This is a genomic window from Bacillus sp. FSL W8-1127 (genome assembly GCF_038006725.1).
Taxonomy (GTDB): domain Bacteria; phylum Bacillota; class Bacilli; order Bacillales; family DSM-4216; genus Bacillus_O; species Bacillus_O smithii.
This window is the reverse complement of the sequence record NZ_JBBOVU010000001.1, coordinates 148,448-166,323: the sequence shown is the minus strand read 5'-3', so window position 1 is coordinate 166,323 and position 17,876 is coordinate 148,448. Positions and strand designations below refer to the sequence as shown.

The window sequence follows — 17,876 nt, the reverse complement described above, 5'->3', positions numbered from 1 at the left end:
GCCATTCCTTTTTATCAGTGCTACGAACAAACGACAGTAAACATCCGCTCGTTCTTTTTATTTTAAGAAAATTCACTATTTCCCTTTTGCGGCAGGGTGATTTTTTTCATTTGGCGGATAGACGATAGCCTTCTTTTTTCGGGAGATCTCTTCTTGGGATCTCTCAATGTATTTAGGCAGCATAAGAAGCTGGTAAGCATTGCAGAACAGGAGAGCAAACAGCATTAAATACAGCCAGCTTTTTTCATTCACCGTTAAAACCGGCAGCCATTCCAGAACGGTGGCCACTACCATAAAAAAGAGAGCAGAAGCAAACATTTTTTTATTGGATTGTTTTGTTTTGATCCAAGCGACCACAATCGCAAAGGACAATAAAAAAGCCGCCAATCCAAAATAAGGGATAAGTGATTCTCCTTTATCCGCAAAAGCTTGAAAGCGAAAATACACCAAATCAAACAATACAAACGCCACTAAAATCATTTGAACAGCATTCCAAAGAGAATTGGAACGAAACATGCGCAGTCCGAATTGATGAATGGTCAAATAGGCAAAATACCCCATTTGGCTGATAACACTAAACGTGAATCCTACACCGACAAGCCATATAAATACCGAGAAAATGTTAAGAACATCCCCTTTTTGAAACAAAGGAGCAAACTCATCCCAACGAATTATAAACCCCATAATTCCGCCCGTTATTCCCCCAATAAACAGCGTATGTATAAAAAAACGAACCCAATTTCGAATCGTCACGCCGAGTTCCCCCATTTTTCCAGTATTGTATTGATTTTACCAACAGAGGAGCAAAAAATCCAGTTGATAAATCCTTCCCAAAGAATAAATTTTGGCCCTTAGATTATCCTAACGATAAGAAAGTTCTTAGAAAGGAGCTTTTTTTCATGAGAATTGTACGGCCTCTTCTTCTCGTATTTTTTTTATTAACGGCCTGTTCTGGCGATGAACAAATTAGCAGCCGCATGAATTATGATGAGACGAAAAGAATGGTCATTGACATATTGAAAACCGATGACGGCAAAAAAGCCATAAAAGAGGTATTGAAAGATAAAGATTTGAATAAAAATTTAATAATGGAGCAACCGGAAATCACAAAAACGATCGAACAAACACTAACATCGGAAAAAGGCAAAAAATTTTGGGAAAAGTCTTTTCAAGACCCTAACTTTTCAAATTCTTTTGCGAATGGCGTAAAAACAGAAAACGAAAAGTTATTAAAAAGTTTAATGAAAGACCCTGAGTACCAAACGATGATGCTGGATATTTTAAAAGATCCGTCCTATGAACAAGAAGTCATGAAGCTTTTAAAAAGCAAAGATTTCAGACAACACCTTCAAAAAATCATGCTCGAGACGTTTGAGAGCCCTTTATATAAAAAGAAAGTAGCGGATTTGCTGGTGAAAGAAGCTAATGATCAGCTCAGCGGCAAAAACGATCAGCAAAACCAAACAACGAGCGGCGGCCAAAAGTTTAGTCCATAGAAAAAAGCCGGCCCCGAAGTTGCCGGCTTTTCTCGCTTAATTTTGGCTGACCAGTTTTTGATCCACTTTCTTTGCAATATCCATGTAAATTTTTCCGATCGGATGATCTTCTGAATAGACTGACGGAGCAAAATCTGCTTCATTCCAGTCAGGCTGTTGAAGCGGAATTTGGCCAAAAAGATCGGTTTGCAATTCTTCGGCCAGCTTTTCGCCGCCGCCTTTGCCGAAAATATATTCTCTTTCGCCTGTTTTTTTACTTTCAAAGTAAGACATGTTCTCAATGACACCAAGTATTTCATGCTCGGTCCTTAAAGCCATTGCTCCCGCTCTGGCCGCTACAAAGGCTGCTGTCGGATGAGGAGTCGATACGATAATTTCTTTACTGTGTGGAATCATCGTATGAACATCCAATGCCACATCTCCTGTTCCCGGAGGTAAATCCAAAATCAAATAATCCAGTTCTCCCCACTCCACTTCTTTAAAGAAGTTGTTGAGCATTTTCCCTAGCATCGGCCCCCGCCAAATGACAGGCGCATTATCCTCTACAAAGAATCCCATTGAAATGACTTTGACCCCAAATCGCTCCACAGGTATAATCTTATTGCCTTTGACGAGCGGGCGATGAGTGATCCCCATCATATCCGGAACACTAAATCCATAAATATCGGCATCAACAAGTCCGACCTTTTTGCCGAGGCGGGCCAGCGCAACGGCTAAATTAACCGATACCGTGGACTTACCTACTCCCCCTTTACCGCTCGCGATGGCAATGAACTCCGTTTTACTAGAAGGAGAAAGCAAATCATGTCCGGAATCCCCTGCTTGCCCTTTGAATTTTTCCAGCACCTCTTTCGGGAGTTCCGCAAAGCGAATCCCAACCGTTTCTGCCCCGGCATTTTTCAGTAGATTGACAATTTCCATTTGGAGCTGTAATTGTTCAGAGGTTCCCGTTTTGGAAATAGCCAACTTCACACTTACATGTTTCTTTTCTTCTTTTATTTTGACTTCCATAATTCCATTGGTCTCTTCCAACGTTTTATGTAAAAATGGATCTTGCACCTTTTTTAGTAACTCCCGCACTTCTTGTTCGCTAATCACGCTCTACACCTTCCTTTTCATTCCTTTTCAATAGTATAGCATATATTCAGACAATCCATAAAACTTCGCTACTATGTCTATCTTCCCGTATGGCCGTTTACCTTAATGTACTTTCCACCATCCGCAATTATCGCCGCCTTCGCTTTATGATTCTCTAAGTGGAAAGCAGAAAGGTCAAAATAAAAAGCCATTGGATTCTCCCCCCTCCGGCTATTCGGTAAAATATCTTAAAACTCCTTTATAAATGGATGCTGCCACCTTTTCCTGATAGTCATCCGTTTTTAATTGTTCTCTTTCTTCTTGATTGGATAAAAAGCCGATTTCCACTAAAGCTCCTGGTTTTTTCGCATATCTTAAAATATATACATGGTCAATGGCTTTCGCTAAACGATTGGTGTTTTCCAAGTTTAAAACTAGTTCGTCTTGGATTAATTTTGCGACTTTTTGATTTTCTTTATAATGCGGGGAAAAAAACGTCTGGGCTCCTCTCCATTGCGGGGAAGGGATAGAATTTAAATGAATGCTTATAAAAAGGTCGGCATCCGATTTATTAATGAGATCCAGTCTTTTTTTCAAATCTTCTGTTTTGCGTCGGCTTAGTCCGCTCGTGTCTTGGTTTGCTAAGTCCTTATCCTTTTCTCGTGTCAGCACGACGAGCGCTCCCTGCTGTTGTAAATAATCTCTCACCTTTTTGGCTACATTTAAAGCAATGTCTTTTTCCTGCGTACCGTCTTTTGTAGCGCCGCCGTCGGGACCGCCATGCCCAGGATCCAAATAAATGATTTTTCCTGATAACGGCAAATTCCAAGGTTTCCATGAGTGGTTTTCTAAAAATTTAAACTGGATTATTAAAAAAATGAGCACACAGCCTAATATATAAACTCCCCACTTTAATCTCCGGTGCATAGAGCGCCCCCTCCTTGTTCTCTCTACTTTTTAACATATGGGACAAGGGGGGATTTTAGACCAACTCGAAGGCCATTTTCTATGACCGAGTTAATGAAGCCGAAGTTTTAACCGTTTCTTTCCCTGGGAGTATCCTTCATTCCACCAGTAATCAACAAACTGGCTGCAATTGTAGAAAGTGGATTCATCGACGTTATCAGCCACGCCGATTTTCCACCAATACAGCCAAAAATGATATAACGTATCCGTCAAATACTCGATTTCATGCTGACATCTATTTTTCACCACATTGGTGTCTTCACCATAAAATCCAAATTTGCTGTACCTTCCTCCTAATAAGTAGGATTCGATCCCCACATCGAAACAAGCATCCTCAAATCCCGGATCATCCATCAAAACATTTCCAAAAAGATGGATCGTGCCAAAGTACATTCGAATGCTGTTTTGCAAATTTTGGATAGAAAGTTCCTTTAACAGACTTCGTTCAAGTTGAATTTCCTTTTTTCGCAATCGTTCTGTAAAGGAAGTAATAACAGTCATCGATAGAATCCTCCTTTGTCCTATTTTTCGACAAAAAAAAGAAACTATACGATGCTTGTTATCTTGGCGTAGAAGGGAGGATCATTACTGCCATCTAGAGTGAATACAATTTCTTCTAAATAAAAAAGACCCCCAACCATAAAGATTGAGAGCCTTTGATACGTACAATTAACGTTTTGAGAATTGTGGTGCACGACGAGCGCCTTTGAGACCATACTTCTTACGTTCTTTCATGCGTGCATCGCGAGTCAAGAGTCCTGCACGTTTTAGTGGTTGACGATATTCCGGATCAGCTTGAAGCAGCGCACGAGCGATTCCGTGGCGAATAGCGCCTGCTTGACCAGTATAACCGCCGCCTTTTACGTTTACTAATACATCATAATTTCCAAGCGTTTCTGTAATCACTAAAGGTTGTTTAATCACTTCACGTAAAGCTGCAAATGGAATATAATTTTCAACATCGCGGCCGTTAATGACGATACGTCCATCGCCAGGAACTAAACGAACGCGAGCAACTGAGCTTTTACGACGACCTGTTCCGTAATATTGAACTTGTGCCAAATTAATACCCTCCTCTTTCAATTATCCGCGAAGTTCATAATTTTCCGGTTTTTGCGCTTGATGTGGATGTTCCGGACCAGCATAGACATGCAATTTTTTAAACATTTGACGTCCAAGGGAGCCTTTTGGAAGCATTCCTTTAACGGCTAATTCAAGCATTTTCTCAGGATAGTTCGTCCGCATTTCTAAAGCTGTACGAGCTTTTAATCCGCCTGGATGTTGAGAGTGGCGATAATAAATTTTGTCCGTTAATTTTTTGCCAGTTAATTCAATTTTTTCCGCATTAATAATAATTACGTGGTCACCAGTATCAACATTCGGTGTGTAAGTTGGTTTATGCTTACCGCGCAAAATAGATGCTACTTCACTTGCAAGACGTCCCAAAGTTTGGCCTTCGGCGTCTACAACGTACCATTTACGTTCGATTTCATTTGCTTTCGCCATATACGTCGTACGCATGTTTTTTACCCTCCCATATAATCAAAGTCGTTTCATATGATTTATTTAAAAACACGAATAAGTTTCCGGGGCTTATCGTGGGGCTAAATAACATACCGTATCTATGATAAAGGTTTCTAAAAGCAATGTCAAGAAAATGTTACGCCTGGATTAGTTGTCATAGAATACGTTCCACAAATACAGTCCCTCTGGCGGAACGGTTTTCCCGGCTTTCGATCTATCCTTCGCTTCTAAGATTTCAGGGATTTCCTCTGGAGATCGTTTTCCTGTCCCACATTCCAAAAGAGTGCCGACGATAATCCTGACCATATTGTACAAAAAACCGTTTCCGACCAGCTGAAAAACAATCTCCTCCCCTTCTTGGACAATCGCTATTTTGCGGATGGTTCGTACTTTATCCTTGACCTCCGTCTTAGCTGAACAGAAGCTCGTAAAATCGTGCGTTCCCGTTAAATAACGAGCTGCCTCTTCCATCGCCTCTATATTTAATGAATGAGGGAAATGATAGGCATAAAACCTCTTTAAAGGATCGCGGTGGGGAGTGGTATACAGTCGATAGCGGTATTCTTTGCCCGTTGCAGAAAAGCGCGCATGAAAGGCATCGTCGACCGCTTCTACTTGAATGGCTGCAATATCTTCAGGAAAAATGCTATTTAACACTTGCACCCACTTTGTTTCCGGAATCGGAAGGGACGTATCAAAATGGATCACTTGACCGCGAGCGTGAACGCCAGCATCGGTCCGACCCGATGCTGTCACTTTTACTGCTTCTCCTTTATGTAGGACCTTTAATGCTGATTCTATTTCCGATTGGACCGTTCTTTTAGCCGGTTGAATTTGATAACCGGCAAAGCCTGAACCATCATACGAAATCACACATTTCATTCTAACCATATAGGACACTCCGTCTAGCTTCTTAATAGCCATAGCACCACAGCAAAAATAACGATGATCACAAGAACAAAAGTATCGCGAAGTTTCCAAGTCAACAGACGATATTTGGTACGTCCTTCTCCGCCTTTATAGCCTCGCACCTCCATGGCCACGGCAAGATCTTCCGCACGTTTAAAAGAACTGACAAACAGCGGAATTAATAGCGGTACAACCGCTCTGATCCTTTCTTTAAGTGGCCCTCCGGAAAAATCAGTTCCTCTAGCCGTCTGCGCCTTCATAATTTTTTCTGTCTCATCCATAAGAGTAGGGATGAACCGCAGTGCTATCGAGATCATCAACGCCAGTTCGTGGACAGGAAGCTTGATTTTTTTAAACGGTCCAAGAAGGCTTTCCAGCCCGTCCGTAATCGAAATTGGTGTCGTCGTCAGCGTCAATAAAGATGTGACCAACACCAGAATGAAAAAGCGCAACGAGATAAAAACTCCCTGCTGGATTCCCACTTGATAAAATTTGATAAATCCCAGCTGAAAAACGAGAGGCCCTTCTCTTGTAAAAAAGAGTTGAAGTAAAAACGTAAACAAGATCAACCATAAAATCGGCTTCAACCCCGCCAGCAAAAAACGAAACGGAATGCGGGACAAAAAGATAAGGAAAACCGTAAATGCGGTTAAAATGCCATAGGTCGCCATATTATTGGCCAAAAACACAATACACACAAAAGCAATCACAAAGACAAGTTTTGAGCGCGGATCCAGCCTATGTACAATGGAATCTCCCGGTACATAGCGTCCAAAAATCATCTTTTCCATCATGGCTGACCACCCCGCTTGTACAACCGCTCCAACTCATCAGCTAATTCTTGAACGGATAAACACGTTTTTCCTAAACGGATTCCTGATTTTTTTTCAAACATGTATTGAAACTTCACAACATCAGGCACGTTTAATCCTAAGCCAAACAATTCCTCGGGGGAAGAAAAGATCTCTTCTGGCTTTCCTTTTCTGGCCAGTTTTCCTTGATGCATAATGACGATTTCATCAGCATATAAGGCAGCATCTTCCATACTGTGGGTGACTAAAATGGTTGTCATTTTTTTCTCTTGGTGAAGCTTGTAAAAGAGATCCATGATTTCCCGCCTTCCCCGCGGATCCAAACCGGCGGTCGGTTCATCAAGAACGAGCACTTCCGGTTCCATCGCCAGTACGCCAGCAATCGCCACTCTTCTCATTTGGCCGCCTGACAGGTCAAATGGAGATTTCTGCAGTACATCCTCCGGCAGCCCTACTTTCTTAGCTGCCAGACGCGCTCGCCGTTTCGCCTCTTCTTCCGGCACTCCAAAATTGATCGGTCCGTAACAAATATCTTTTTCAACGGTTTCCTCAAACAATTGGTGTTCCGGAAATTGAAAGACAATCCCTACTTTTTGCCTTATCGGTTTTAAATTCTTATTTTTTTTGCCTGCCTCAATCACGTTCTCCCCTATTTTTACTTGCCCGCTTGTCGGTTGCAAAAGAGCATTTAAATGCTGCAAAAGAGTTGATTTCCCGGAACCGGTATGGCCGATGACAGCAAGAAATGTCCCTTCCGGTATATCAAATGAAACATCCTTGAGCGCAAAACGTTCAAATGGAGTTCCGGCCGAATATCGATATTCTACATGTTGAAGTTTAATGTCCATAAATCATTCACCAACTCATCTTCTGTCAAATGATTTTGGGGAATATGAAGTCCCCGTGAACGTAGCTCTTTGCTCATTCTGACCGAAAAGGGGATATCAAGACCGAGCGCTATCAGCTCTTCGTCCATTTGAAAAATTTCCTCAGGAGTTCCCTCTTTATAAACCTTTCCTTTATTTAAAATGATCACACGATCCGCTTTTGCCGCTTCTTCCAAGTCATGTGTAATCGACACAACGGTGAGATTGCGATCCTCCTTCAATTCTCTTACCGTAGCCAAAACTTCTTCTCTGCCACGGGGATCCAGCATAGATGTAGCCTCGTCTAGGAGAATAATATCCGGTCTTAACGCCAGAACGCCGGCAATCGCCACACGCTGTTTTTGCCCTCCAGAAAGATGATGCGGTTCTTGTCTGGCAAAAGCGCTCATTCCTACTTTCTCCAAGGATTCTTGCACTCTTATGACCATTTCATCATGATCTACACCATTATTTTCTAAACCGAACGCGACATCATCTTCCACCGTTGTACCTACAAATTGATTGTCAGGATTTTGAAACACCATCCCCACTTTTTTGCGAATGTCCCAAACGGTTTCTTCCCCTAACAAAATGTCGCCCACCACAATTTTCCCTTTTTCAGGAAAATGAAGACCGTTTAGTAATTTGGCCAAAGTAGATTTCCCGGATCCGTTATGGCCGACGATCGCCAGCCATTCCCCTTTCACGATCGATAGACTTACGTCTTCAAGAGCATATCTCGGTTGTTCAGGATAACGAAAAAATACGTGCTCAATCTGAACAACTATTTCTCTTTTCAATTCGAATCCCCCCTAAACGAACCCGTCCCTGCTTTCTTTTCCTTTATACCACAGTTTGACAAAACGATGAAGCAAAAGTCGGACACATATCGACATCATTAAAACGTGCCATAAAAAGCTGGCGCGCCCAAGGTAGATATTTGGTTCATTTAACACGATTCTAAAGAGACGAAAAGCGCCCTCAGATTGCCGCACAACCGGCGAAAAACAGAACCTTGCAAAATAAACCAAACATCCACTGCTAAGTACTTCTTTAACAGGCTAAGCATTATCTCTTCTCTGAAGATCAGCCCGCCATCAAACCGTTGTTTTGCAGCCCGCAGAGCAGCATGATCTTATTATAATTTTCGAAAAATACAAAAAAAGCCCGCGCCTCTTTTCACGAATGTCGAATGAAAGAGGCGCACGAGCTAGACGAGTCTTATCATTGCTCATCATAACGCTCAAGCTTTGTTGCAATCGCGTACATCAAAAATATAGAAAAAGGGCAGTGGTCAGTTGCTGTCAACTGTCCCGCCCCAATGGTCTACCTTCGTCATTAAACTAATTCAATAACGACCATAGGTGCACCGTCGCCACGACGAGGTCCGATTTTCATAATGCGAGTGTAACCGCCTTGGCGTTCTTGATAACGAGGTGCAACATCGTTAAACAATTTTTGCAAAGCGTAAACCGGTTTTTCCTTTTTCTTTCCATCTGCACCTTCTACTTCAATAGTATCTGCTACTTCATGACGCAAGAAGGCGGCTGCTTGACGGCGAGCATGCAAATCTCCGCGTTTGCCAAGTGTAATCATTTTTTCTACGACAGAGCGCAATTCCTTTGCACGCGCTTCTGTTGTTTCAATGCGTTCGTTAATGATTAAATCTGTTGTCAAATCGCGAAGCAATGCTTTCCGCTGATCGCTTGTACGTCCTAGCTTTCTATAAGACATGAAGATTCCCTCCTTTGTTGAGCTATCTATAACAAAATCGTATGATTAATCGTCTTTACGCAAACTTAGCCCAAGTTCATTTAACTTGGCTTTTACTTCTTCTAATGATTTTCGTCCAAGGTTTCGGACTTTCATCATATCTTCTTCCGTTTTATTTGCCAATTCTTGTACTGTATTGATGCCCGCACGTTTTAGACAGTTGTAGGAACGAACGGATAGATCCAATTCCTCAATCGTCATTTCCAGAACTTTTTCTTTTTGATCTTCTTCTTTTTCGACCATAATTTCAGCATTTTGAGCCTCATCGGTCAAATTAACGAAGATATTTAAATGCTCTGTTAAAATTTTGGCGCCAAGGGAAACGGCTTCCTTCGGTCCAATACTGCCGTCAGTCCAGACATCAAGCGAAAGTTTATCGTAGTTGGCGACTTGACCAACTCTCGTCTTTTCTACTTGATAGTTCACTCTTGAAACTGGAGTATAAATAGAATCTATCGGGATCACGCCGATTGGATGATCTTCGCGTTTGTTTTGATCAGCTGGAGTGTAGCCGCGCCCACGCCGCGCTGTTAACCGCATGCGCAAACTGCCGTTTTCCGCCAATGTAGCAATGTGTAAATCAGGGTTTAAAATTTCCACATCGCTGTCATGGGTAATATCTGCAGCGGTCACAACACCTTCACCCTGCACATCAATTTCAAGCGTCTTTTCTTCATCAGAATATATTTTTAAAGCTAATTTTTTTATGTTCAAAATGATGGATGTTACATCTTCAACGACGCCTTCAACTGTTGAAAACTCGTGCAAAACTCCGTCTATTTGAATAGATGTGACAGCGGCACCTGGGAGTGAGGATAATAGGATACGACGTAAGGAGTTACCCAAAGTTGTACCATATCCACGCTCAAGTGGTTCTACGACGAACTTCCCATAAGTGGCATCATCGCTGATCTCAACCGTTTCAATTTTTGGTTTTTCAATCTCGATCATTCAATTATACCCTCCTTTAAAACGTCGAAACCCCGGCTAGAACAATCACCGAAATTCCCCATGTTTTCGTTCCCGATTGTGCACAATGAAAAGATTTTTTCTGTTTAAACAAAAATATCATTAGTATCCCATTATTGACAGAGATACAAATAATATACAGAAAAATTAAACACGGCGACGTTTTGGCGGACGGCATCCATTATGAGGTACAGGAGTCACATCTTTAATTGCTGTAACTTCCAGTCCGGCAGCTTGAAGTGCACGAATCGCAGCTTCACGTCCAGCACCGGGTCCTTTTACTGTTACCTCAAGAGATTTCATTCCATGTTCCATGGAAGCTTTTGCAGCTGTTTCTGCTGCCATTTGTGCTGCGAATGGAGTGGATTTACGGGAACCTTTGAAACCAAGAGCCCCTGCACTTGACCAAGCGACAGCATTCCCATGGACGTCAGTAATAGTGACAATCGTATTGTTAAATGTAGAGCGAATGTGCGCAATTCCAGTTTCAATATTCTTTTTGACACGACGTTTACGAGTAGTTGTTTTACGAGCCATTGTTGGTGTTACCTCCTTTACCTATTATTTTTTCTTGTTCGCTACAGTTTTGCGCGGACCTTTACGTGTGCGGGCATTGTTTTTCGTATTTTGTCCACGAACAGGTAAACCGCGGCGATGACGAAGTCCACGATAGCTGCCGATTTCCATTAAACGTTTAATGTTCAGCGATACTTCGCGGCGAAGATCTCCTTCAACTTTTAATTTATCGACAAGATCACGGATTTTGTTCACTTCTTCATCTGTTAAATCACGAACGCGAGTATCTTCAGAAACACCAGCTTCTGCCAAGATTTTTTGAGCAGTAGATTTACCGATACCATAAATATAAGTTAAAGAAATCACAACACGTTTATCACGCGGGATATCTACACCAGCAATACGTGCCATATAAGAGCACCTCCTTCAAAATTAACCTTGTTTTTGTTTATGTTTTGGATTTTCACAGATTACCATAACTTTTCCCTTTCTGCGAATGACTTTGCATTTTTCGCAGATCGGTTTAACAGACGGTCTTACTTTCATTTTCCAAACCTCCTTAATTATTTCGGAGTGCAAAACTATTTATAACGGTACGTAATTCTACCGCGTGTCAGGTCGTACGGAGATAACTCAACCGTTACTTTATCCCCGGGCAAAATCCGGATGAAGTGCATACGGATTTTCCCAGAAACGTGCGCAAGCACCGTGTGACCATTTTCTAATTCCACTTTAAACATCGCATTTGGCAAAGTCTCAGTAACGGTACCTTCTACTTCAATAACATCGTCTTTCGCCATCGTATCGTCTCCCTTCTTCCTTCTTGTAGGACCCGCTTCACGATTCATCGTCTAGGCATTGCTCGAAGCTGCAAAAAACATGCTGACATCCACAACCATCTATATGAAGTAAAACCACTTAAAAAAGGGTATGTTTAAGCCGTTTGATCAGGTGGTCAAACAAAACAGCAACCGCCTAAAACAGATTCACTCATTAAAATGAAACTACAAGGCGATCAAACACTTATTTTATCACCCAATTCATCACAAATCAACTCTTATCGCAACGGTCAATAAAAGCGATCTTTCCTGTAAAACACAACAGGAAGCGGCACCATCCTAGTGGAACCGATCTTGAAAATGTTCATTTTCATTGTTGACCACTCCACTATCAGCTACACATGATGAATTCATCTTGATGACCAATTTGAAAGACGTTTCATAGCCGATAAACGGGTCGCTTTTCAACAAGAAACTTGTGATCAAGCCTAAACAAAAATATATTAATCAGCAAGCTTGCCTAGCAGTTGATCAATATCTTCAAATACCTTATTTATTTTCTGCGTGCCGTCAATATTTTTCAAATAGCCTTTTTCACCATAAAAATCAAGCAAAGGTTTTGCTTGTTTTAAATTGACATCCAAGCGGTTTTGAACCGTTTCCGCATTGTCGTCAGCCCGTTGATACAGTTCTCCTCCGCATCGGTCACATTTGCCAGCCACTTTAGGAGGATTAAAGACTAAATGATAGGTGGATCCGCAGCTTTTGCAAATTCTGCGTCCTGTCAACCGTTCCAACAGTAAATCTTTATCGACATCAATGTTGATCACATAATCGATCTTTTTTCCAAGATCGCTCATAATGGACTCTAACGCTTCAGCCTGAGCAACGGTTCTTGGAAATCCATCTAATAGAAATCCTTTTTTGCAGTCGTCTTTGCTTAGACGTTCGCGAACGATGCCAATAGTCACTTCATCGGGAACTAGCTCGCCTTTATCCATATAAGACTTGGCTTTTAAACCCAGCTCCGTACCCTCCTTCATAGCTGCACGGAACATATCTCCAGTAGAAATATGAGGGATTTCGTATTTCTCGACAATTTTTTCGGCTTGCGTACCTTTTCCGGCACCCGGCAGCCCCATTAATACAAGATTCACTCTTCTACCCCCTCAGGTTAAATAAGTTCATATATATCATCGAAACAAGCTATTTGATAAACCCTTTGTAGTGACGTTTTACAAGCTGCGTTTCTAATTGTTTCATCGTTTCCAAGGCAACCCCGACAATGATCAACAAACTGGTGCCTCCAATGCGTGATGAAGGGGGAAGTCCTACAATATCAACAAAGAAAACAGGAAGTACAGCTACCACTGCAAGGAATATGGACCCTGCAAAGGTAAGACGATACAAAACGCGTGTTAAATAATCTTGCGTATTTTTGCCGGGCCGAATACCCGGAATATACCCGCCTTGCTTTTTTAGATTATCTGCTAATTGTTCTGGATTCACTTGCACAAAAGCGTAAAAATAAGAAAACGCAATGATCAATGCGACATAAATCAACATGCCGACAGGTTTTGTATAATCAAAAATATTATGGATCGTACTTGTGACTTTCTCGTTTCCAAAGAAAGTTGCAATCGTTTGAGGAGCAATGAGAAACGAGATCGCAAAGATAACCGGGATTACTCCGGCTGCATTAACCTTTAACGGCAAATGCGTAGATTGTCCTCCAACAGGGCTTCTTCCAACAAGACGTTTAGCGTATTGAATAGGAATTTTTCGCAAAGCCTGCTGAACAAAAATAACACCGACCACAATCGCTAAGACGGCGACAGCAATCAGAAGTAGGACAATAATTTTTAAGAACAATTGATCTCCAGCATTTTGAAGTTGCTGCGCATAAATTTGGTTAATACCGTTTGGAATACCTGCTACGATTCCCGCAAAAATAATGATTGAGATTCCGTTGCCGACCCCTTTAGCGGTAATTTGCTCTCCCAGCCACATTAAGAAGGCGGTGCCGGCCGTCAATACAAGAGCAATCAGGAGATAGGTGCCAATGCCATTACCTACAATTAACAGCCCTCCATATAAACGATTGAATCCATACGACATTCCCAGAGCTTCAATGAAGCCTAGTACAATCGTAAAATAACGAGTAAACTGAATCAGTTTTCTTCTTCCTACTTCACCTTGCTTCGACCATTCCGTGAATTTCGGAACTACATCCATCTGAAGCAATTGAACAATAATGGAGGCAGTAATGTAGGGCATGATCCCCATTGCAAAAATGGAGAAGTTTCTCAATGCACCGCCCCCGAAAGTATTTAAAAAGCCAACAAGTCCGGCCTGCTCTTGCATTTTAAATACATCGGCATTAACGTTCGGCACTGGGATAAAGGTTCCGATACGGAACACAATCAACATAAGAAGGGTGAATATAATTTTTTTTCTTATATCACCCACGCGCATAAAATTGGAGACTGTACGAAACATTAAATCACCTCGGCTTTACCGCCGGCAGCTTCAATAGCTTCTTTAGCAGCAGAAGAGAACTTATGAGCTTTTACCGTTAATTTTTTCTCAATAGCACCCTTCGCTAAAATTTTGATACCTGCTTTTTCTTTGCTGACAACCCCTGTTTCAATCAGAAGTTCTGGAGTTACTTCTGTACCGTCTTCAAAGCGATTTAATGCTTCCAGGTTCACAATAGCATATTCTTTTCGATTGATATTCGTAAAGCCGCGTTTTGGAAGTCTTCTGTATAAAGGTGTTTGCCCACCTTCAAAACCTAAACGCACACCACCGCCGGAACGAGCGTTTTGTCCTTTTTGACCTCTTCCGGACGTTTTTCCGTTCCCTGAACCAATACCACGGCCTACACGATTGCGTTTTTTGCGAGCCCCTTCAGCAGGTTTTAACTCATGAAGTTTCATTTTTCGAGCACCTCCTTATTCAATGATCGATCCTTATTGTTCTTTCACAGTTACAAGATGAGACACTTTGTTGATCATACCACGAATGGCTGGATTATCATCATGTTCAACGGTTTGATGCAGTTTACGAAGCCCTAATGCTTTAACTGTTTCACGTTGATCTTTTGGACGACCGATCAAGCTGCGAGTGAGGGTAATTGCTAACTTGTTTGCCATTTTACTCCCTCCTTATCCTAACAGTTCTTCTACTGATTTACCGCGCAATTTCGCTACATCCTCAGCACGTTTTAATTGTTTCAATCCGTCTACTGTTGCACGAACCATATTGATCGGCGTGTTGGAACCTAGGGATTTGGAAAGGATATCTCCTACACCTGCTAGTTCCAATACGGCACGAACAGGACCGCCGGCAATAACACCCGTACCTTCAGATGCAGGTTTTAAAAGAATTTCCCCTGCACCAAAGTGTCCGATTACTTCGTGAGGAATCGTCGTTCCTACTCTTGGTACTTCAAAAAGATTTTTCTTTGCATCCTCAACCGCTTTACGAATAGCATCCGGAACTTCTTGCGCTTTTCCAGTTCCGAATCCAACATGGCCGTTTTTGTCACCTACAACCACAAGAGCAGAAAAACGGAAACGGCGACCACCTTTTACAACCTTCGCAACACGGTTTACGGTAACAACGCGTTCTTCTAATTCAAGCTTGTTTGGATCAATGCGACGCATTCAAGTTTCCCTCCTTTTATCTTAAAATTGCAAGCCATTTTCGCGTGCAGCATCAGCCAATGCTTTTACACGACCATGATATAAATATCCACCACGGTCAAATACAACAGAAGTAATTCCTTTCTCAACAGCTTTTTTAGCGATAAGTTCTCCCACTTTCGCTGCAGCTTCGACATTACCAGTGGATTCTAAATCAAAATCCTTTTCTAATGTTGAAGCGCTGGCAAGAGTTACTCCTTTCGTATCATCGATCAGCTGAGCATAAATGTGTTTATTGGAACGATAAACATTTAAACGCGGACGAGCAGAAGTACCGGAAATTTTCGTACGTACACGTGCATGTCTTTTTTTGCGCACTTTGTTTTTATCTGGTTTTGTAATCACCAAAGCTCACTCCTTTCTTTACCTAAGCGGCATTACTTCCCTGTTTTACCTTCTTTGCGGCGTACATATTCTCCTTCATAGCGAATACCTTTTCCTTTGTAAGGTTCAGGTGGACGAACATCGCGGATATTGGCAGCAAGGGCGCCTACACGCTCTTTGCTTACCCCTTTAACGACGATTTTCGTATTAGAAGGAACTTCGATTTCGATGCCTTCTTCAGGTTCTATTTCTACTGGATGTGAGTAACCTACGTTTAAAACAAGTTTTTTACCTTGTTTTTGCGCACGGTATCCAACCCCGATCAATTCAAGGGATTTTTCAAATCCTTTTGAAACACCTTCGACCATATTGGCCAGAAGTGCGCGAGTCGTTCCGTGGAGAGCACGGTGTTCTTTTGAATCAGAAGGCCGTGTTACAATAATTTCTTTTTCTCTTACTTCAATGTTAAAATCTGGGTTAAAGGTCCGGGTAAGACTTCCCTTCGGCCCTTTTACTGTTACGGTATTTTTTTCAACGGTAACAGTAACGCCTGATGGAATTTCAATAGGTTTTTTTCCGATACGAGACATTTAAGCTGCACCTCCATTCATAAAGAGAATTATTACCAAATGTAAGCTAAAACTTCTCCGCCCACTTTTTTAGCACGTGCTTCTTTGTCTGTTAACACACCTTGAGAAGTGGAAACAATTGCGATTCCTAAGCCGTTTAAAACTTTAGGCACTTCGTCCGCTTTTGCGTAAACACGCAAACCTGGTTTACTGATTCTTTTCAAACCAGTAATTACGCGTTCGTTGTTCGGTCCGAATTTCAGAAAAATACGGATAATGCCTTGTTTATTGTCTTCAATGTATTCAACGTCACGAATAAAACCTTCACGTTTTAAGATTTCAGCGATTTCTTTTTTGATTTTTGAAGCCGGAAGTTCTAATTTTTCGTGACGAACCATATTCGCATTACGGATACGAGTCAACATATCTGCAATTGGATCTGTCATTACCATAGGTTTTTACCTCCTTCCCTAATTCGGGTATTACCAGCTAGCTTTTTTCACGCCAGGAATTTGACCTTTATATGCGAGTTCACGGAAACAAATACGGCAAAGTTTAAATTTGCGATAAACGGAATGTGGACGTCCGCAGCGTTCGCAGCGTGTATATTCACGCACTTTAAACTTTTGAGGCCGTTTTTGTTTCACGATCATTGATTTTTTAGCCACGATGTCGCCTCCTTTTTGTATGTTAAGAGCGATTATTTTTGAAATGGCATTCCAAATTCAGTCAACAGTTCACGTGCTTCTTCGTCTGTATTGGCAGTCGTAACAATAACAATATCCATTCCGCGCACTTTGCTTACTTTATCGTAATCAATTTCAGGGAAAATCAATTGTTCTTTAATTCCTAATGTGTAATTGCCACGGCCGTCAAACGCTTTTTTAGAAACACCACGGAAGTCTCTTACACGAGGTAGAGAAACGGAAATTAGTTTATCAAGAAATTCATACATGCGTTCGCCGCGAAGGGTAACTTTCGCACCAATCGGCATTCCTTCGCGAAGACGGAATCCAGCAATTGATTTTTTTGCACGGGTAACAAGAGGTTTTTGTCCAGTAATAAGTGACAATTCTTCTACAGCATTGTCTAATGCTTTAGCATTTTGTACAGCGTCACCTACACCCATGTTGACAACTACTTTTTCGATTTTAGGTACTTGCATAACAGATTTGTAGTTGAATTTTTTCATTAATGCAGGAGTAATTTCTTTAAGATATTTTTCTTTTAGGCGGTTCATTTAGAATACCTCCCTTCATCTAAAAACTATTCATCTAATGGTTGACCAGATTTTTTAGCAATTCTAATTTTCTTACCGTCCACAATTTGATAGCCTACTCGGGTAGGCTCATTCGTTTTCGGATCTAAAGGCATAACATTTGATACATGTATAGGTGCCTCTTGGCTGATGATACCGCCTTGAGGATTCAATTGAGAAGGCTTCGCATGTTTTTTAACAATGTTTACTCCTTCCACAATCACGCGGTTTTTCTTAGGAAATGCCGCTAGGATAACCCCAGTTTTTCCTTTATCTTTACCGGAGATCACCATTACTTTATCGCCTTTTTTTACATGCATTTTGTAGCACC

At 41.6% G+C, this 17,876-nt stretch carries 28 protein-coding genes; 1 reads left to right on the top strand and 27 read right to left on the bottom strand.

All coding sequences use genetic code 11. The features are described 5' to 3' along the window. Nucleotides 1-75 precede the first annotated feature (75 nt). Nucleotides 76-753 (bottom strand): KinB-signaling pathway activation protein, encoded by a 678-nt coding sequence (locus tag NST12_RS00875; RefSeq protein ID WP_341027720.1) that lies wholly within the window; start codon nt 751-753, stop codon nt 76-78. 146 nt (nt 754-899) lie between these two features. Here NST12_RS00875 and gerD point away from each other — a divergent pair, with 146 nt between their 5' ends. Further along, on the top strand, nt 900-1,496 hold the full coding sequence (gene gerD, locus NST12_RS00870; protein ID WP_048622388.1) for a spore germination lipoprotein GerD: 597 nt from the start codon (nt 900-902) through the stop codon (nt 1,494-1,496). Between the two features lie 36 nt (nt 1,497-1,532). Here gerD and NST12_RS00865 read toward each other — a convergent pair whose 3' ends face one another. From NST12_RS00865 to rplX, 26 genes are all read right to left on the bottom strand, one after another. Continuing rightward, entirely contained in the window at nt 1,533-2,594 is a 1,062-nt protein-coding gene (locus tag NST12_RS00865; RefSeq protein WP_327797726.1) for an Mrp/NBP35 family ATP-binding protein, read from the bottom strand. 210 nt (nt 2,595-2,804) lie between these two features. Further along, nucleotides 2,805-3,500, bottom strand: coding sequence for an N-acetylmuramoyl-L-alanine amidase CwlD (gene cwlD, locus NST12_RS00860; RefSeq protein ID WP_341027714.1), 696 nt, complete (start codon nt 3,498-3,500; stop codon nt 2,805-2,807). Between the two features lie 90 nt (nt 3,501-3,590). After that, nucleotides 3,591-4,040 (bottom strand): DUF2521 family protein, encoded by a 450-nt coding sequence (locus NST12_RS00855; RefSeq protein WP_048622385.1) that lies wholly within the window; start codon nt 4,038-4,040, stop codon nt 3,591-3,593. A gap of 168 nt (nt 4,041-4,208) precedes the next feature. Continuing rightward, complete coding sequence (gene rpsI / locus NST12_RS00850; RefSeq protein ID WP_003354745.1) at nt 4,209-4,601, bottom strand: 30S ribosomal protein S9; 393 nt, start codon at nt 4,599-4,601, stop codon at nt 4,209-4,211. A gap of 21 nt (nt 4,602-4,622) precedes the next feature. Continuing rightward, the gene (gene rplM / locus NST12_RS00845; protein ID WP_003354746.1) at nt 4,623-5,060 is read right to left on the bottom strand and encodes a 50S ribosomal protein L13; all 438 of its coding nucleotides are present in this window, start codon (nt 5,058-5,060) and stop codon (nt 4,623-4,625) included. A gap of 150 nt (nt 5,061-5,210) precedes the next feature. Next, entirely contained in the window at nt 5,211-5,954 is a 744-nt protein-coding gene (gene truA / locus NST12_RS00840; protein WP_327797722.1) for a tRNA pseudouridine(38-40) synthase TruA, read from the bottom strand. A gap of 14 nt (nt 5,955-5,968) precedes the next feature. Further along, nucleotides 5,969-6,766, bottom strand: coding sequence for an energy-coupling factor transporter transmembrane component T family protein (locus NST12_RS00835; RefSeq protein ID WP_341027708.1), 798 nt, complete (start codon nt 6,764-6,766; stop codon nt 5,969-5,971). Next, nucleotides 6,763-7,632, bottom strand: coding sequence for an energy-coupling factor ABC transporter ATP-binding protein (locus NST12_RS00830; protein ID WP_327797720.1), 870 nt, complete (start codon nt 7,630-7,632; stop codon nt 6,763-6,765). Before NST12_RS00830 ends, NST12_RS00835 begins: the two co-directional genes overlap by 4 nt. Beyond that, nucleotides 7,608-8,450 (bottom strand): energy-coupling factor ABC transporter ATP-binding protein, encoded by an 843-nt coding sequence (locus NST12_RS00825; protein WP_327797719.1) that lies wholly within the window; start codon nt 8,448-8,450, stop codon nt 7,608-7,610. The genes NST12_RS00830 and NST12_RS00825 overlap by 25 nt, the downstream gene beginning before the upstream one ends. A 538-nt stretch (nt 8,451-8,988) precedes the next feature. Next, a complete protein-coding gene (rplQ, locus tag NST12_RS00820) occupies nt 8,989-9,384 on the bottom strand; it encodes a 50S ribosomal protein L17 (RefSeq protein WP_003354753.1) in 396 nt (131 codons plus the stop codon). 45 nt (nt 9,385-9,429) lie between these two features. Then, the gene (locus NST12_RS00815; RefSeq protein WP_003354754.1) at nt 9,430-10,374 is read right to left on the bottom strand and encodes a DNA-directed RNA polymerase subunit alpha; all 945 of its coding nucleotides are present in this window, start codon (nt 10,372-10,374) and stop codon (nt 9,430-9,432) included. Nucleotides 10,375-10,539: 165 nt separating this feature from the next. Beyond that, the gene (gene rpsK, locus NST12_RS00810; RefSeq protein ID WP_003354755.1) at nt 10,540-10,929 is read right to left on the bottom strand and encodes a 30S ribosomal protein S11; all 390 of its coding nucleotides are present in this window, start codon (nt 10,927-10,929) and stop codon (nt 10,540-10,542) included. 24 nt (nt 10,930-10,953) lie between these two features. Further along, nucleotides 10,954-11,319, bottom strand: a complete 366-nt coding sequence (gene rpsM / locus NST12_RS00805; protein WP_003354756.1) for a 30S ribosomal protein S13 — start codon at nt 11,317-11,319, stop codon at nt 10,954-10,956. Between the two features lie 21 nt (nt 11,320-11,340). After that, on the bottom strand, nt 11,341-11,454 hold the full coding sequence (rpmJ, locus tag NST12_RS00800) for a 50S ribosomal protein L36 (RefSeq protein ID WP_003156543.1): 114 nt from the start codon (nt 11,452-11,454) through the stop codon (nt 11,341-11,343). Nucleotides 11,455-11,489: 35 nt separating this feature from the next. Beyond that, nucleotides 11,490-11,708, bottom strand: coding sequence for a translation initiation factor IF-1 (gene infA / locus NST12_RS00795; RefSeq protein WP_003354757.1), 219 nt, complete (start codon nt 11,706-11,708; stop codon nt 11,490-11,492). Between the two features lie 482 nt (nt 11,709-12,190). After that, complete coding sequence (locus tag NST12_RS00790; protein ID WP_341100032.1) at nt 12,191-12,844, bottom strand: adenylate kinase; 654 nt, start codon at nt 12,842-12,844, stop codon at nt 12,191-12,193. A gap of 49 nt (nt 12,845-12,893) precedes the next feature. Continuing rightward, nucleotides 12,894-14,186, bottom strand: a complete 1,293-nt coding sequence (gene secY, locus NST12_RS00785; RefSeq protein WP_341100031.1) for a preprotein translocase subunit SecY — start codon at nt 14,184-14,186, stop codon at nt 12,894-12,896. Then, complete coding sequence (gene rplO, locus NST12_RS00780; protein ID WP_003354760.1) at nt 14,186-14,626, bottom strand: 50S ribosomal protein L15; 441 nt, start codon at nt 14,624-14,626, stop codon at nt 14,186-14,188. The genes secY and rplO overlap by 1 nt, the downstream gene beginning before the upstream one ends. A gap of 33 nt (nt 14,627-14,659) precedes the next feature. Further along, complete coding sequence (gene rpmD, locus NST12_RS00775) at nt 14,660-14,842, bottom strand: 50S ribosomal protein L30 (RefSeq protein ID WP_003354761.1); 183 nt, start codon at nt 14,840-14,842, stop codon at nt 14,660-14,662. Between the two features lie 12 nt (nt 14,843-14,854). Then, entirely contained in the window at nt 14,855-15,355 is a 501-nt protein-coding gene (gene rpsE, locus NST12_RS00770; protein WP_003354763.1) for a 30S ribosomal protein S5, read from the bottom strand. Nucleotides 15,356-15,376: 21 nt separating this feature from the next. After that, nucleotides 15,377-15,739, bottom strand: coding sequence for a 50S ribosomal protein L18 (gene rplR, locus NST12_RS00765; RefSeq protein WP_003354764.1), 363 nt, complete (start codon nt 15,737-15,739; stop codon nt 15,377-15,379). Between the two features lie 32 nt (nt 15,740-15,771). Continuing rightward, on the bottom strand, nt 15,772-16,308 hold the full coding sequence (gene rplF / locus NST12_RS00760; RefSeq protein WP_048622379.1) for a 50S ribosomal protein L6: 537 nt from the start codon (nt 16,306-16,308) through the stop codon (nt 15,772-15,774). Nucleotides 16,309-16,340: 32 nt separating this feature from the next. Then, nucleotides 16,341-16,739, bottom strand: a complete 399-nt coding sequence (gene rpsH, locus NST12_RS00755) for a 30S ribosomal protein S8 (RefSeq protein ID WP_003354766.1) — start codon at nt 16,737-16,739, stop codon at nt 16,341-16,343. A gap of 30 nt (nt 16,740-16,769) precedes the next feature. Beyond that, nucleotides 16,770-16,955, bottom strand: coding sequence for a type Z 30S ribosomal protein S14 (locus tag NST12_RS00750; protein WP_003354767.1), 186 nt, complete (start codon nt 16,953-16,955; stop codon nt 16,770-16,772). Between the two features lie 32 nt (nt 16,956-16,987). Further along, the gene (rplE, locus tag NST12_RS00745; protein ID WP_003354768.1) at nt 16,988-17,527 is read right to left on the bottom strand and encodes a 50S ribosomal protein L5; all 540 of its coding nucleotides are present in this window, start codon (nt 17,525-17,527) and stop codon (nt 16,988-16,990) included. Between the two features lie 26 nt (nt 17,528-17,553). Beyond that, a complete protein-coding gene (rplX, locus tag NST12_RS00740; RefSeq protein WP_341100030.1) occupies nt 17,554-17,865 on the bottom strand; it encodes a 50S ribosomal protein L24 in 312 nt (103 codons plus the stop codon). Between the last annotated feature and the right edge of the window lie 11 nt (nt 17,866-17,876).

Coding starts and splice junctions, on each gene's coding strand:
- rplQ (WP_003354753.1), bottom strand. CDS start 9,384: ATGTCTTATAGAAAGCTAGGACGTACAAGCGATCAGCGGAAAGCATTG.
- rplF (WP_048622379.1), bottom strand. CDS start 16,308: ATGTCTCGTATCGGAAAAAAACCTATTGAAATTCCATCAGGCGTTACT.
- rplM (WP_003354746.1), bottom strand. CDS start 5,060: ATGCGTACGACGTATATGGCGAAAGCAAATGAAATCGAACGTAAATGG.
- rpsH (WP_003354766.1), bottom strand. CDS start 16,739: ATGGTAATGACAGATCCAATTGCAGATATGTTGACTCGTATCCGTAAT.
- rpmJ (WP_003156543.1), bottom strand. CDS start 11,454: ATGAAAGTAAGACCGTCTGTTAAACCGATCTGCGAAAAATGCAAAGTC.
- rpsM (WP_003354756.1), bottom strand. CDS start 11,319: ATGGCACGTATTGCTGGTGTAGATATCCCGCGTGATAAACGTGTTGTG.
- NST12_RS00815 (WP_003354754.1), bottom strand. CDS start 10,374: ATGATCGAGATTGAAAAACCAAAAATTGAAACGGTTGAGATCAGCGAT.
- rpsE (WP_003354763.1), bottom strand. CDS start 15,355: ATGCGTCGCATTGATCCAAACAAGCTTGAATTAGAAGAACGCGTTGTT.
- NST12_RS00835 (WP_341027708.1), bottom strand. CDS start 6,766: ATGATGGAAAAGATGATTTTTGGACGCTATGTACCGGGAGATTCCATT.
- NST12_RS00855 (WP_048622385.1), bottom strand. CDS start 4,040: ATGACTGTTATTACTTCCTTTACAGAACGATTGCGAAAAAAGGAAATT.
- truA (WP_327797722.1), bottom strand. CDS start 5,954: ATGGTTAGAATGAAATGTGTGATTTCGTATGATGGTTCAGGCTTTGCC.
- gerD (WP_048622388.1), top strand. CDS start 900: ATGAGAATTGTACGGCCTCTTCTTCTCGTATTTTTTTTATTAACGGCC.
- rplE (WP_003354768.1), bottom strand. CDS start 17,527: ATGAACCGCCTAAAAGAAAAATATCTTAAAGAAATTACTCCTGCATTA.
- rpsK (WP_003354755.1), bottom strand. CDS start 10,929: ATGGCTCGTAAAACAACTACTCGTAAACGTCGTGTCAAAAAGAATATT.
- cwlD (WP_341027714.1), bottom strand. CDS start 3,500: ATGCACCGGAGATTAAAGTGGGGAGTTTATATATTAGGCTGTGTGCTC.
- secY (WP_341100031.1), bottom strand. CDS start 14,186: ATGTTTCGTACAGTCTCCAATTTTATGCGCGTGGGTGATATAAGAAAA.
- NST12_RS00830 (WP_327797720.1), bottom strand. CDS start 7,632: ATGGACATTAAACTTCAACATGTAGAATATCGATATTCGGCCGGAACT.
- rplO (WP_003354760.1), bottom strand. CDS start 14,626: ATGAAACTTCATGAGTTAAAACCTGCTGAAGGGGCTCGCAAAAAACGC.
- rplX (WP_341100030.1), bottom strand. CDS start 17,865: ATGCATGTAAAAAAAGGCGATAAAGTAATGGTGATCTCCGGTAAAGAT.
- infA (WP_003354757.1), bottom strand. CDS start 11,708: ATGGCGAAAGACGATGTTATTGAAGTAGAAGGTACCGTTACTGAGACT.
- rpmD (WP_003354761.1), bottom strand. CDS start 14,842: ATGGCAAACAAGTTAGCAATTACCCTCACTCGCAGCTTGATCGGTCGT.